The 13,846-nt window shown below is 61.4% G+C and carries 10 protein-coding genes; all 10 read right to left on the reverse strand.

Annotated elements, in window-relative coordinates; all coding sequences use genetic code 11:
* Positions 1 to 47: 47 nt before the first annotated feature.
* The gene (locus M0808_RS21400) at positions 48 to 1,499 is read right to left on the reverse strand and encodes a mannose-1-phosphate guanylyltransferase/mannose-6-phosphate isomerase (RefSeq protein WP_103369095.1); all 1,452 of its coding nucleotides are present in this window, start codon (positions 1,497 to 1,499) and stop codon (positions 48 to 50) included.
* A 215-nt stretch (positions 1,500 to 1,714) separates the two neighbouring features.
* Positions 1,715 to 2,371, reverse strand: a complete 657-nt coding sequence (locus M0808_RS21405; protein ID WP_247842353.1) for an alginate O-acetyltransferase AlgF — start codon at positions 2,369 to 2,371, stop codon at positions 1,715 to 1,717.
* A gap of 15 nt (positions 2,372 to 2,386) precedes the next feature.
* Positions 2,387 to 3,559 carry an alginate O-acetyltransferase gene (locus M0808_RS21410; RefSeq protein ID WP_135295000.1) on the reverse strand — a complete coding sequence of 391 codons (1,173 nt, stop codon included), beginning with the start codon at positions 3,557 to 3,559 and terminating at the stop codon, positions 2,387 to 2,389.
* A 10-nt stretch (positions 3,560 to 3,569) separates the two neighbouring features.
* Positions 3,570 to 5,135 (reverse strand): MBOAT family protein, encoded by a 1,566-nt coding sequence (locus M0808_RS21415; RefSeq protein ID WP_247842354.1) that lies wholly within the window; start codon positions 5,133 to 5,135, stop codon positions 3,570 to 3,572.
* 322 nt (positions 5,136 to 5,457) lie between these two features.
* Positions 5,458 to 6,570: a mannuronate-specific alginate lyase gene (locus M0808_RS21420; protein WP_098967296.1), complete on the reverse strand. Its 1,113-nt coding sequence runs from the start codon at positions 6,568 to 6,570 to the stop codon at positions 5,458 to 5,460.
* Between the two features lie 8 nt (positions 6,571 to 6,578).
* The gene (locus M0808_RS21425) at positions 6,579 to 8,039 is read right to left on the reverse strand and encodes an alginate O-acetyltransferase (RefSeq protein WP_247842355.1); all 1,461 of its coding nucleotides are present in this window, start codon (positions 8,037 to 8,039) and stop codon (positions 6,579 to 6,581) included.
* Positions 8,040 to 8,049: 10 nt separating this feature from the next.
* On the reverse strand, positions 8,050 to 9,621 hold the full coding sequence (gene algG / locus M0808_RS21430; RefSeq protein ID WP_247842356.1) for a mannuronan 5-epimerase AlgG: 1,572 nt from the start codon (positions 9,619 to 9,621) through the stop codon (positions 8,050 to 8,052).
* A 26-nt stretch (positions 9,622 to 9,647) separates the two neighbouring features.
* Positions 9,648 to 11,129: an alginate export family protein gene (locus tag M0808_RS21435; protein WP_098967298.1), complete on the reverse strand. Its 1,482-nt coding sequence runs from the start codon at positions 11,127 to 11,129 to the stop codon at positions 9,648 to 9,650.
* Complete coding sequence (algK, locus tag M0808_RS21440; protein ID WP_171061829.1) at positions 11,126 to 12,631, reverse strand: alginate biosynthesis TPR repeat lipoprotein AlgK; 1,506 nt, start codon at positions 12,629 to 12,631, stop codon at positions 11,126 to 11,128. The genes M0808_RS21435 and algK overlap by 4 nt, the downstream gene beginning before the upstream one ends.
* Before the next feature lie 15 nt (positions 12,632 to 12,646).
* Positions 12,647 to 13,816, reverse strand: a complete 1,170-nt coding sequence (locus M0808_RS21445) for an alginate biosynthesis protein Alg44 (RefSeq protein ID WP_027610927.1) — start codon at positions 13,814 to 13,816, stop codon at positions 12,647 to 12,649.
* Positions 13,817 to 13,846 lie beyond the last annotated feature (30 nt).

Genomic DNA, 13,846 nt, shown 5'->3' on the forward strand with positions numbered 1-13,846 from the left:
GATAGGGGACGCAGCGGGCTGGACGGGGGCTTCTCATTGCCGGGTGATCACTGCGCGATGGTTTTCACCGACACGCCACGTTCGATCGGGGTGGAGCGACCGTAGATATCTTCGAAGCGTTCGATATCGTCTTCGCCCAGGTAGCTGCCCGATTGCACTTCGATGATTTCCAGCGGGATCTTGCCCGGGTTGCGCAGGCGGTGCACCGAGGCGATCGGGATATAGGTCGACTGGTTTTCGCAGAGCAGGAACACGTTGTCATCGCAGGTCACTTCGGCGGTGCCGCTGACCACGATCCAGTGCTCGGCGCGGTGGTGGTGCATCTGCAGCGACAGGCATGCGCCCGGTTTGACCGAGATGTGCTTGACCTGGAAACGCCCGCCCATGTCCACCGAGTCGTAGGAGCCCCACGGACGATAGACCTCGCAATGGTTCTGGGTTTCGCTGCGGCCCTGCTCGTTGAGGGTGTTGACCATCTGCTTGACGCCCTGAACCTTGTCCTTGTGGGCGATCATCATCGCGTCCTTGGTCTCGACCACGACGATGTTTTCCAGGCCGATCACCGACACCAGTTTGCCGTTGCCGTGGATCATGCAGTTTTTGCTGTCCTGGATCACCACGTCGCCTTTGCTGACGTTGCCGTTGGCATCCTTCTCGTTGACTTCCCACAGCGACGACCAGCAACCGACATCGCTCCAGCCGGCGCTCAGCGGCACCACGCAGGCGCGCTGGGTTTTTTCCATCACCGAGTAGTCGATGGAGTTGTCCGGGCAGCAGGCGAAAGTGGCTTCGTCCAGGGTGACGGTGTCGGCGTCCTGCTGGCTGCGCTCGAGGGTCAGCAGGCAGGTGTCGTAGATGTCCGGATCGTGTTTTTTCAGCTCTTCGAGGAAGCGGCTGGCGCGGAACAGGAACATGCCGCTGTTCCAGTAGTAGCCGCCGGATTCGACGTATTCGGTGGCGCGTTTGACGTCGGGTTTTTCGACGAAGTGCGAGACACGGCTGACGCCTTCCGGCAGCAGCGAATCGCCGGTGGATTTGATGTAGCCGTAACCGGTTTCCGGTTTGGTCGCCGGCACGCCGAACAGCACCATCTCGCCGTTTTCGGCGGCGACGGTGGCCAGGGCGAGGGCGCGTTGCAGGGCTTTCTGGTCTTCCAGCACATGGTCGGCCGGCAGCACCAGCATCAGTTCGTCACGGCCTTCGTTGACCAGCATCATCGCGGTCAGCGCTACCGCTGGCGCAGTGTTGCGGCCGAACGGCTCCATGAGGATGCGCTGGCATTCGAGGTTACGGGTGGCCAACTGTTCGTTGACGATGAAGCGGTGATCCTTGTTGCAGACCACGATCGGCGTGTCCATGCCTTCGAACACCAGGCGTTCCAGGGTTTGCTGGAACAGCGTGTGTTCGCCGGTCAGGGCGAGGAATTGCTTAGGAAACTGCTTGCGCGAAAGCGGCCAAAGACGTGAACCGCTACCACCTGACAAGATCACCGGAATCATATTGTTTACTCCATAAAAATCGATTGGTTAGAGGCACGAACGTTGTGTCGTTTCACTCTTGTTTTTGTCTCGTATCCGAACTGACAACCCGATCAAGGGTGGGAGGGGGCTTGCTCCCGAAGGCGGTTTATCAGTCGACATATCGGTTGAATGTCAGACCGCTTTCGGGAGCAAGCCCCCTCCCACAGTGGGGGCGGGGTCAGTCTGGAAATTGGTTAGCGAGTCGACACCGGGCGTTTCACCCAGACTGGCGACAGGCTGTTGCCGGAACCGGTGACGTACAGCACCGCTGCCTCACCACGCTCCAGCGCGACCGGTTTCACGTCGCCGACTTTCTTGTCGCCTTCGTACAGCGCCAGGCTGACTTTCACCGGGTTGATTTCACGTTCGCCACGGCCCTTGGCCGCCACGTTCGGCACCACGTCGGTCTTGCCGTCGGCGGTCTTCAGGGTCAGCGGCTTGTCGCTGAGGTTCTGCACGCGCACCAGGGATTTCTGCTTGTTCTTGAACGGTGGTTCTTCGATCAGTTGCGGCGCGCCGGACGCGTTGTTGACCAGGGTGTAATAGTGGTCACCGGCGAGTTTGACCGGCAGGGTCTGGCTGCCGATTTTGGCGCTGTAGTCACCGCCCGGCATGAAGCTGAAGTCGCTGCTGGCCAGTGGTGCAACGTCGCTCAGGTTGGTGCTGCCGACGGTGGCGCTGACTTCGGCGTTGCTGGCGTTGTAGACGCGCACGAAGGTCGAGCCTTTCGGCGCGGTCGGGCCGTACAGCGCGGCGTCACCACCGGCGAAGGCCTGGACGGAAAGCACGCTGAGGCCTGCAACCAGTGCGAAGCGTTTTGCGAGACGACGAGGAGTAGTTGTGAAAGTCATGGTGTTACCTCTCTTTCAGTTTTGCGCCCGATCGGGCGTCTCGGATTTAGTGTTGATGGCTACGTTTTGTTGGCGAGCACCGGCTTGTTTGAGCTCTGCGACCCACTGTGGGTCGGCGTCGCCGATTTCGTTGTTCACAGGCAGATATCGTTCAGGAAACTCCCAGATCAGCACCTGTGGCGGGCTGTTCTTGAAGTCATCGCTTTTCAGGTAGCTGAGCATCGGCAGGATCGGGCCGTGGCCGTCCTCGGCGTAATTGACCACGTCGCTGTGCAGCGCTTGTTTCAGCGCACCGACGAAGTTCCAGTTGGGGTTGGCGCTGTAGCTGGTACCGATCAGTGCGACCGGTACTTCGCTGCTGGCGAACAGCGCGTCGTCACCGGCAGGCTGCTCGGCCGCCACGGTGTTGCGCTTTTGCAGCGGCTCTTGCGCCGGCATCAGGTTTTCGAACAGCGGATCCAGCGGCAGGAACAGACGCAGGTCGCCCTTGTGCGTGACCTTCTCCGCTGGCGTGGTGACAAAGCGCTGTGGCTCGCCGCTGAGCGGGAACTTGTCGGCGATGGTTTTCGCCAGGGTGTTGGCGGCGATTTCAGCGCCTTCCGGGGTCCAGTGGGTGTCGGTGCGCAGGAACACTTGCTGACCGTTCTGCTTGGCCTGTTGCAGCGGGCCGAGCAGGTCCGGGGCGAGGATCTTGTCTGCCGCGACACGGGCGTGGAAGTCCTGATAGAGGTTGGCGTGGATGCTCGCCGGTTTCACTTCACCCAGGTGTTCCGGGTACAGGCGCACCTTGGCCGGCACGATGGCCATCACCAGTTTCACGCCTTTGGCTTTGAGGGTCTGGCGCACGCCTTCGACCAGCGCGTAGTTGCCTTGCAGGTTCAGCTCTTCGTTGACGATCGGGTTGAATTCCTCGTCGCTGTACAGCCACTGATCGCGACCGAGCACTACGCCTGGACGACCTTCGTTGAACAGTTTGAAATCCAGCGCCGCCCAGAGGTTGGTGCCCAGACGCTTGATCGGAAACTGATCGTCGTAGTGGGTTTCCACGGCTTTGGTCCAGCGACCGTTAAGCACGGTCGCATCGGCGTTGGTGCTGAAGCCGAAGAAGCTGCGCACCGACCACAGACCGAGCACCAGCAGGGTCAGCAGAAACAGCGCGATGTAGAAGATGCGTAATGAGCGGGTCATGTCAGATCCCTCAGAACTGGAAGTAAAGGAACGGCGAGAAGCTTTGCGCCGAGAGTTTGAGAATCGAGGCGATGAACAGCAGCAGGATCAGCCCGCGCATCACGCAGCGTGACCAGTCCGCCGTCCAGTAAGCCGGTTGCACCTGGGCTTCGACGCCGACGGTGTAGCCAGGCTCATGGATGCTCGCCGGGTTTTCGCCGGGGGCTGCCTTGATCATGCCCGGGGTCGCGGTGGCAGGGCCGTTGGCCTCGACGTTGACTTCAGGTTTGCTCTTCACCGGAGGCTGGTTGGTGTACAGATCACGCAGGCCGAAGAACGCCAGGGTTGCGTACGCCACCACCAGGGTCGCCACTTGCAGACCGGTGAGGCTGGCGCGGTTGAGTTCCGACAGCGACCAGTCGCTGAAGCTGAACATCGCGCCGTACATGCGCCCGGCGACGTGCAGGTTTTCGGCACGGAAGATCACCCAGCCCATCACCACCAGCAGGAAGGTCAGCGCCCAGCGGATCGGGTTCAGGCTGCGCGGCGAGGTGTTGATGCCGAGCATTTTTTCGATCGCCAGCCACATGCCGTGCCAGGCGCCCCAGACGATGTAAGTAATATTCGCGCCGTGCCACAGACCACCCAAGAGCATGGTCAGGAACAGGTTGCGATAGGTCATCAGCGTGCCTTTGCGGTTACCGCCGAGGGTGATGTACAGGTAGTCACGCAGCCAGGTCGACAGGCTGATGTGCCAGCGGCGCCAGAACTCGGTGATCGACTGGCTGATGTACGGCTGCTTGAAGTTTTCCATGAAGCGGAAACCCATCATCAGGCCCAGACCGATGGCCATGTCGCTGTAACCGGAGAAGTCGAAATACAGCTGCGCGGTGTATGCCAGCGCGCCAAGCCAGGCATCCCCGGTGGTCGGGTTTTGCAGGGCGAAGCAGTGATCGGCGACCACCGCGAGGGTGTCAGCGATGAAGACCTTCTTGATGAAACCCTGCATGAACCGCGTGCAACCTTCGGAGAACTTGTCGAGGGTGTGGGTGCGGTTGTTGAACTGGTCGGCGAGGTCGCGAAAACGCAGGACCGGGCCGGCAATCAGGTGCGGGAAGATCGCCACGAACGCCGCGAAGTCGATCAGGTTGCGGGTGGCCGGGGTGTCGCCGCGATACACGTCGATGATGTAGCTGATCGACTCGAAGATGTAGAACGAGATACCGATCGGCAGCAGCACGTGGGTCAGGATGAACGGTTCCAGACCGAACGAGGTCATGATCGCGTTGATGCTGTCCACGCCGAAGTTGGCGTACTTGAAGTAGCCGAGGATGCACAGGTCGACCGCGACGCCGAGCAGCAGCCAGCGCTGCGCCGGTTTGGTGCGCACGCCGGCGGCACCGACTTTCAGGCCGATCCAGTAGTTCCACAGGGTGACGCCGGCGAATAGCGCCAGGAAGTCCACCCGCCACCACGCGTAGAACACGTAGCTGGCGATCAGCAGCAACAGGTTGCGATAGCGTTGCCCGCTCAGGTAGTACAAGCCGAGAAAGATCGGCAAGAACAGAAACAGGAACACGTTGGATGAAAATACCATCCCGATCTCTCCATGTTTGAACCAACAGTCAAGGGCCAAAGCCCCCCCAAACCCCCCGTGCTATTGGAGGGGTGATGCGTGTTTCTTTCAGGGTTGCGGAGGGACTTGAAATCTTTCCCTCACCCCCCGCCCTCTCCCGGAGGGAGAGGGAGCCTGATCTCTGGCGCTGCCAATATCGAGATCGACTCGGTATTTCTGTGCAGCCTGATCTCGATTGTTTTTCAACACCTGAGATCGACTCGATGTATCAGGTCGGCGGATTTCTCAAAAACACCTCGGTCAGTCCCCTCTCCCTCCGGGAGAGGGTTAGGGTGAGGGGCTTTTAGCCCTTCTCGTGGGACGGGTCGTAGACCTTGGTCAGGTCGCCGCCGAGGCGGAAGGTCTTGAACGGCTGCATGCCGTGCTTCTTCTCGATCACATCCGCCGGGCAGGTGTAGAGGGTGCAGAACGGTTCGAGCCAGGCGAATTTCATGTCCTCTTTCAAGTCGGTCATGTCCTGCTCTTTGCCGTTCTTTTTCTCGAACTGGTCCGGGTCTTTCACCCCGGCCAGCACCCGGTCACCCAGACGCTTGAGCGCGCTGTTGTTTTCCTGACGCAGATCGACACCGTTGACCTGGGCGAAACTGGCGATCATCGCCAGTGGCGGCAGGGCGTAGTTGTGATAGGCGAGGGCGCGTTGCTGGCGCTTGAGTTCGTTGGGCAGGAAGCCGTCGGCGTCGATTTGATTGACCCCGACCTTGTATTCCTTCACCGCCCAATCAAACAGGTCGCGACGGTTGGTGGCGATCGAGGTCGCCATCACCGACCACGCGGCCCAGTACGAGTGGTTGTTGGTTTTTTCCAGCGGCAGGTTGTCCCAGTCGCTGACCACCTGATCGGCCATCTTGCTGAACCACGCCTCGATCTGCTGCGCTTCTTGCTGATGCGTGGCCAGCGGATGCGAGTCGGAGAACTTCAGGCGAATGTACGAAGAGGCCATGCTGCCCAGCGCCCATTTGCGCATCGATTTGCCGGTGTGGTTGAAGTCTTTCGACATCAACGCATCGGCCTTGGCCCACGCGGTCAGCCAGTTCAGCGTGCAGTCGAGCTGCTCCGGACGACCGTCGCGCATGAACTGCATCACTCGTTTGGCGGTGCCGCGCTCCAGCGTGGTGATGTCCTTGGTGGTGTCGCGGAAGGCTTTTTCCGACTGCACGTTCAGGGTCGCGCGGGCCTTGTCCGAGCCTTCGTACTTGCTGCGAAATTGCAGCGGCCCGGTGTACGGCGCGGGCATCGCATCGCAGCCTTCGCTGTTGTCGCCGCTCTTGAATTTATCCACAGGAGCAAAGTAGCCCTGCGGCGGACGCAGTGGCGCGGCGGCCTGAGTGGCCCCGGCGAACATCGCCAGGGTCAGCAGGGATGGCGCAAGCAAGTGTTTGATCGTTCGATTTCGCATAGCAGACCTCATTGCCCGAGCTGAGCGGTTTGTGGCCCAGCGCCCGGGAATACGTTGCGTTTGCAGATTTTCGCTTCGACTTTTTGCGGCGCGGTGCCCGCTTCCGGGCCCTGGACTTCGACTGCCAGCAGATTTTGCGAGGCCCAGTCTTCGTCCGTGCGCAACTCAAAGGCGAAACGACCGTCGGTGTCGGAGGTTTCCGGTTTCTCGATCTTGATGTCCTCGTGGCGACCGTTCATGTACCAGAGGGTGGCTTGCAGGGTTTTCACCGAGGGGTCGGCGAAGCGGATGTCGACCTGATGGCTGCTGTTCTGCAGGTTCAGGTTCTTGCTGTTGACCAGCAGTTCCTGTTTGCCGCCGGGCTTGAGCGTGGTGCTGGCGGACATTTGCGTGTCTTTGCCTTCGCAGCCGTTATCGAGCAGCGACATCATCTGGCGGTAGATGGTCTCCTGGTCGAGGCGGTACAGCGGCGAGAATTCCCAGATCAGAATCTTCGGCGGGGTCTTCTGGAATTCGTCGCTACCGAGGTACTGCAGCATCGAACCTTCCAGACCGCCGCCGGGGAAGGCGACGTTGAGAATGTCGGCGCCAATGGCCTCTTCGAGGAAGCCGGCGAAGTTGTAGTTCTTGCCGCTGTGCGAGGTGCCCACGAGGGTGATTTGCGGGTTGCCGGAATCACCGAACAGGTCGCCGTCACCGGCCTCGCCTTTCGGCTCGGTGGTGAACTGGTCCATGTACTGGATCGCGTAACTGGTGCCGCACAGTTGCCCGGCCATGTTGTGCAGGGTGCCGGTCTTGCCCATGCGCCCGGTGCGCTTGCTCTCGAATTCACGCTTGGGAATGTCGGCGAAGGCCGGGATCTGCTTGACCTTCTCGGCGACGATTTTCGCTGTGCGCTGAGCGCCGTATGGCGTCCAGTGCTGGTCGCCGCGGAAGTAGAAATCGTGGGCGGGCAGGGTGTCCGGCAGCGATTCGTTGGTCAGCGGCGACAGGTCCGGCACCACGTAACCCATCTGCGCGAAACGGCCGAGCATGGTCTTGTAGTTGCCCAGCGCTTTGTCGTAATCGAACGCGGCTTTTTCCTGCGGGTTGAGCTTGTTGCGGTTCACCAAACCACGGGTCGGCTGATAGACGATCACCAGTTCGACGCCTTTGGCCTTGAACGCATCGTGCAGCTGTTGCAGGCGTTTGTAGCCGGCCGGAGTGGTGTTGAACTCGGTACGCAGATCTTCCTGGGTACGGAACAGCCAGTCGCCCTGCGCCTGCACCAGGGTGGTGAAGTTCTGCTGATAACGCGTGGTGTAGTTCTTCGCGTCGTGCGCGGCCGGGCACAGGTTGCAGCACGGTTCGGCGCTGAACTTTGGCGGGGTGGCGCCCGCCGCGTCATCGGCGCGGGCAGCATTGCTGGCCGCCAGAATGCCCACGGTCAGGGCCGACAGGCTGAGTAATCTGATCAAGTGTGGGTGCATAAAATTATCCTCAGTCCTGCAATTCGGTCTGGCGTTCGACAGGGTCGATCAGCACGGCTTTCTGCTGGCGCACCAGCAGGTCGAGAATTTCATCCTGGCGCTCGCCGAGGATGCCGTTGAAGCTGATGCCGCTGGATTTGGTCGGCGCCAGCATCGATACGCGATACAGCTCGACGCTCAACGGCGAGTCGATGGCCATCGGGCCGCTGCCGTTGGCCGCCAGTTCACCGCCGACCACGATCAGCGAGACTTGCGCGTCGAACGGGTCGAGCTTGATGTCACGGTCGGTGTCGGTCAGGTCCTTGATGTGGCCGTAGACGCCGGTCAGGCCATTGGCCATGGCGACGTTTTCGTAGAGGCGGATGTTCACGCTGTTACGAATGCGGATGCCGTGGCGCTTGTTGCTGATGACCTTGTTGCCCCACAGCAGGTTGTCGGCGGACTCGTAAAGCGTGATGCCGTCGGTGTGGTTCTTGTAGATCTCGTTGTAGGCAATGATGTTGTTGACGCTGTTACGGTCGATCACCAGGCCCGAGAGGTGGTTGTCGTAGCTCTTGTTGTTGAAGATGAAGCTGTCGTTCACTTCTCGGGAAATGATGATGCCGTGCTTCTTCTTCGTACCGTGGACGGTGTTCTCGGCAATGATCAGACCGTGGGAACGGTCGTGCGGGTCGATGCCGTAGACGATGTTGTCCTTGTAAGTGTTGCCCTTGACCACGAAGTCGCGGGTCTCGTAGCAGTAGAAGCCGTACCACATGTCCGAGAACTCGGAGCCGACGATCCAGCCGGTCGGCTCGGGACGCTTGAGTACCTTGGCCATGTTCGGCGTGTACTGGGAAATACTCACCCCGTACGACTTACTGTTGGCGTAGCCGAAGCTGGCCATCTTGCTGTTGACGATGTAGGTCTCGGTGCCGCCCCAGGCCAGCAGAAACGGCCGGAATTCCTTCGGCGAACGGAAGGTGGCCGGGCCGTTGTCCTTCTCGCGCCAGCCAGTGACTTTGGTGTCACGCACGAACAGCTGACCGTCGTTGACCAGGAACGAACCGGCCTCTTGCGACAGGCGCAACTCCTGGGTCTGACCATCGATTTCGAGGATGCCTTTGCGACCGACCACAATCGGCAGCTTCGCCAGGTACACGCCCGGCGCGGTTTCGCTGAAGTACTGCTTGGGCAGCTTCTGCGCCAGCTCCTTGAGGTTCAGGTAACCGTCGTCGACGAAGATCGCCTGCGGGATGCCGTGCTGACGCACCACCCATTCGGCCATCTTGTTGTCGCCGCCGATGAAGTCCTTCAGGGCGTCTTCCTGCATCATCCGGCGCACGCTGATCTTGCCCGGTTTGCTGCGATTGATCTTCGCGGCAGCGGCTTCGGCGGTGAAGCCGGACAGGTCGGGCAGTTTCGGCTTGGCCAGTTCCAGCGCCTCGGTCGGCGCGCTGCTGACGGTGTAGGTCTTGGCTTGTTGCAGCTCTTTGGCGGTGGTCACAGGCTTGGCCGGTTCCACCGTGGCGAACGCGCCAGCGGAGGCCAGCAGCATGGCGCCGGCCAACAGGCTGAGCGAGCCTTTCCTTGCATGGTGCATGTCGGGCACTCCCTTGGCGGTTTGCATCAGAAGCGCCAGATCACGTCGATGAACGCGCGGTGCATGTACGAATCGACCTGGCTGCCATAGGCATCACCGGGCTTGAACACGCCGCCACGGAAGCGCACCAGCGCCGACGGCTCGTCGATCGACTGGCTCAACGCCGCCGGCAGCAAGCCTTGCTTGAAGTACTTGGTCACCACCAGGTCCATTTCCTGACCCAGATCCTTGTTGCCATCTTGCAGCGGCAGCGAGGTGCTGGAGAGGATCGCGCCGGTGACGTCGTCGGTGTTGTTTTCCACGGCGTTGATGCCGTTGCTGCCCACCGGCTTGTTGCCGTCCACGCGCCAGAACTTGTGGTAGATCACGCTGGCGTCGTACTGATCGTTGAGCATCCACGAACCGAACAGGGTCGCGGTCTGCATGTTGTTCATTTCGCCACGGAACGCTTCGCCGAAGCGGTGCACGCGCGAGCGGGTACCGGTGTAGTTGGAGCGGTTGCTCTCCAGACCGTTCTGCTGGTAATCGGCGCTGGCGCGAGCGTAGGCCGCACCGACCTGCCACTGCGGATCGAGGCGCAGGCGCACGCCCAAGTCGGTGGCCCAGCCGTTGATGTCATCACTGCGCTTGGCTTGTGCCGGACGGCTGCCATCGGCGTTCAGCGGGTTGACCGAATCGAGGTCGCCGCTCATGCCGGTGATGCTGCCCCAGTAGTTGACGGTGTTGGTGTTGCGCCAGTTGTAAGCGTCGCTGTCGGCGGTCAGACCGAGCCAACTGATGTCGCCGTTCTGGGTTTTGTCGAGGGTGTCGCGGGGCACGCCCGGTTCGGCGTAATCGAGCTTGCCGTTGTCGTGGGTGTGATGACCGCGAATGCCGACCCAGTTACCCGGTGTCCACTGGTAGGCGGCATCGGCGTAAGCGTGCAGGCGATCCTTGTCTTTCGGCGCGAGCTCTTTGAGGTCAGTGCGGTATTCGCTGAAGCGTTCGGCGACACCGACGTTGGCGCGCAACAGGGTGGTATCGAAGGTCCAGTTCAGCGCTTCGATGTTGGTGTCGCGCCATTGGCCGTCGTCATTGCGCAGGCGCTGGCGACCGAACTTGAGCATCTCGCCGGGGTACGGCGTCAGGCCGCTGTAGCCGACCCAGAATTCGCGCATCGCCAGATAGTTTTTCTTGGTTTTGCGGTCGCTGTTGTCGGTGGTTTGTTCACCGTCGGACTGCTGCAGGGTGTCGGTCTCGATGATGTCGGTCGAGGTCACGGCCTGACCCATGGCGTAGGCACTCCACGCGCCGCTTTCGCCGTAGACCCACGGACGCAGGTCCAGGCCCACACCGTTGACGTCGCCGCCGCTGGCGGTGCCGAGGTCGCGGTCGTCTTCGGACTGGCCGGTGATTTTCACTTCCAGGCCGAAGTTCTTGGTTTCAGTGATCGCGGCCAGTGTCGGGCAAGACCAGATCAGCGCGAACGTGAGGCCAATGCCGGCCTTCACAAAGGGATTCAACTTCATAGGGATTCCTCGCCGTCTTCTTCTTGCAGGGCGTGCAGTTGCAGCGTGTTCTGGTTCAGGGCGCCACGGCTGGCCTGTTCCTGTTGCAGCAGGCGCTGGGCTTCGGCCAGACGCTCGGGCGGCAATTGTGCTGCCAGGGTGGTCGCCAGTTCATCGGCTTGCGGGGTGTTCTGCGCCTTGGCCAATTGGCTGAAGACATAGGCGTTGAGCGGGTCGGGCTTGGTGCCCTTGCCTTGGGAAAACAGTTGGGCAATGGCGAAATCGGCGCTGTTCTGGCCATTGCGTGCAGCGGTCAGCAGGTGGTCGAGGGCCTTCTGCGGGTAGACCTTGCCCAGATAACCACGGCGATAGATCTGGCCGAGGTAGTAGTCGGCGGCGACTTCGCGGCCGACGGCTTTCTGGAAGTGTTCTTCAGCGACTTTGGCGTCGGCCGGCACCAGTTTGCCTTCGTAGTAGAGCTTGCCCAGCAACAGTTCGGCGCGCGGCTGGTCGGCGGCGCGGCCGTTGTCCAGGTACTTCATCATCTGATCGACGTCGCCCAGTTCCGGGAAGTCGTAGAGCAGTTGCGCGAGGGTCACCCACGATGCCGGGTAGCCCGGTGCGATCGGTTCGAGCAGCGACTGCGCGGTCTTCTCGTCGGTCTTGCCCAGGGTCGAATCGGCCAGCACGCGGGCCACCGAATCGACGCGCTGCGCGCTGACCGTGCCACGGCTGTAACCGGCCTGCATCTGCTTGATCAGCTCGGCCTGTTGCTCCGGCTGGGCGCGTTTCTGATAGACCGTGGCCAATTCGACGTAGCAGATGTCGGTGGTGTTGAGCGCGGCTTTGCAGATTTTTTCCACGTCATCCAGATGCTGGTCGTAAGTGCCCTGGGTGCGATACAGCAGCACCTGCGCCAGACCGGCTTCCGGGTAGCCGGATTTGCGCCACTGATCGATCTGCTGCTGTGCGTTGATGTTCGGGAAGCTGTGCGGGAATTGCAGGTACAGCATCGCCAGCGGGATCAACGTGTTGCCTTCGCCATTGGCGGCGGCTTTTTTCAACAGGCTTTCGGCTTCGTGGTGCTCGGCTTCGGTGGAACCCGGCTTGGCTACCAGCAGGCGCCCGAGACGGGCCTGGGCCCGTGGCGACACGTCGGCGGCGGCACGGTAAGTCGCCTCGGCCTGTTTGATCTGCTCGGGGTCGCGGCTGTCGACCTGGATATCGGCGAGACCGACTTGCGCCTCGCTGTAACCCAGATCCGCCAATGCGCGGTAGTTCTGCGCGGCGGTGGCAGTGTCGCCACGCTTGAGCGCTTCGTTGGCCAGGCGTTGGTCGGGCAGGCCGGCGCAACCGGCCAGACTTACCGCCAGTGCGACTGCACACAGCGGACCCATGTGGGAGCGGGCTTGCTCGCGAAGGCGGTGTGTCAGCCCAAACTGATTTTGAATGTTGAACCGCATTCGCGAGCAAGCCCGCTCCCACAAGGGCTGCGGCGTGTTCAAAAGAGTAGGAATCGTCACAGGCATGTCCTCGACTTAAAGACCGGCAGCCATGGCTTTGTCGATCAGCCAGTTCAGGTTCGGGCCACGGTCGCTGTTCACTTCCACCGGGCGCCCGGCGAAGCTGCTGTCCAGCGGTTCGTCCGGCTGGATCTGCACGCGGATGTCGGAGGACAGGTCGGCGCTTTTCAGGCTGGTGCTGCTGACGATCTTGCCGGTGCGGGTCTGGTCTTCGCCGGCGATCTGGAAGCTCACTGGCGTACCCGGACGCACGTCGCCGAACTGGCGATAGGAGAAGCGTGCATCGACGGTGGCCTGGGTGTTGCGCGGTACCAGAGTGAAGATCACGTCGCCCTTGCTCGCGTACTGACCGTCAGCCACCAGTTGCTGGGCCACGGTGCAATCGCACGGCGAGGTCAGGGTGCCGGTCATCTGCTTGCCGAACAGTTCTTCAACCTTGGCCGGTTGCAACTGGTCTTCGTCCAGATGGCCCTTGAGCACGTCGAGCATGCTGGTGCTGAAGGTCGCCAGCGGGGCGCCTTTGGCGGCCACGCCGTCAGACTTGACCAGGCTCTGCACGGTGCCGTCACGCGGCATGGTGATGTTCATCCCCGGCACGCTGACCAGACCTGCTTGCGCGTGGCTGACGAAGTACATGCCGTACACCGACTTGAACACGAAACCGAACGCGACCAGACCGATGGCGAAAATGCCGGCGCTGAAGGTCACGGCTTTCAGACGCCCGAACGGGGTCATGCCGCTGCCGCCGTCCTTGACCTTGCGCGCCTTGGTGAAGTTGTCGCGCTGCAGGGTCGCCAGCACTTCACCCATGCTGACGATGTCGCCGGCCAGGTGCGAAGTGATCAGGTGGCGCAGGGTGGAAATATCCTGCGGTTCCAGGTTCTGGAACTGGCAACCGGCGCGGCCGCTCTGGCGATCGTAGGAGCGCACTTGCAGTTCGACGTCCATGGCCAGACCGAGGTTGTCGATGACGAATTGCAGACGTGCCTTGTACACCTCGCCGATGGTCAGCGGCAGTTGCCCGGCGTTGAACGCCAGACCACCGGCAGACAGGTCGAGGACCCGCGCTTCGACCGGCGTCCGGTCTGGGCCGAAGAAACGCAGTTTGGCCGGGATTTTCACTCGGGCGTGCTGACGCTGGGCTTCGGATTCATGCACTACGTTGGCGTTGACGGCGGTATTCATGGGGGCGATTTCCTTGTTAATTCAATAGGG

It is taken from the genome of Pseudomonas sp. MWU12-3103b (assembly GCF_023100615.1).
Lineage (GTDB): Bacteria > Pseudomonadota > Gammaproteobacteria > Pseudomonadales > Pseudomonadaceae > Aquipseudomonas > Aquipseudomonas putida_A.

Excerpts from the sequence above, each read along its gene's own strand:
- M0808_RS21415 (WP_247842354.1), bottom strand. The coding sequence starts at position 5,135 with ATGGTATTTTCATCCAACGTGTTCCTGTTTCTGTTCTTGCCGATCTTT.
- M0808_RS21405 (WP_247842353.1), bottom strand. The coding sequence starts at position 2,371 with ATGACTTTCACAACTACTCCTCGTCGTCTCGCAAAACGCTTCGCACTG.
- M0808_RS21400 (WP_103369095.1), bottom strand. The coding sequence starts at position 1,499 with ATGATTCCGGTGATCTTGTCAGGTGGTAGCGGTTCACGTCTTTGGCCG.
- M0808_RS21420 (WP_098967296.1), bottom strand. The coding sequence starts at position 6,570 with ATGCGAAATCGAACGATCAAACACTTGCTTGCGCCATCCCTGCTGACC.
- algG (WP_247842356.1), bottom strand. The coding sequence starts at position 9,621 with ATGCACCATGCAAGGAAAGGCTCGCTCAGCCTGTTGGCCGGCGCCATG.
- M0808_RS21435 (WP_098967298.1), bottom strand. The coding sequence starts at position 11,129 with ATGAAGTTGAATCCCTTTGTGAAGGCCGGCATTGGCCTCACGTTCGCG.
- M0808_RS21410 (WP_135295000.1), bottom strand. The coding sequence starts at position 3,559 with ATGACCCGCTCATTACGCATCTTCTACATCGCGCTGTTTCTGCTGACC.
- M0808_RS21425 (WP_247842355.1), bottom strand. The coding sequence starts at position 8,039 with ATGCACCCACACTTGATCAGATTACTCAGCCTGTCGGCCCTGACCGTG.
- M0808_RS21445 (WP_027610927.1), bottom strand. The coding sequence starts at position 13,816 with ATGAATACCGCCGTCAACGCCAACGTAGTGCATGAATCCGAAGCCCAG.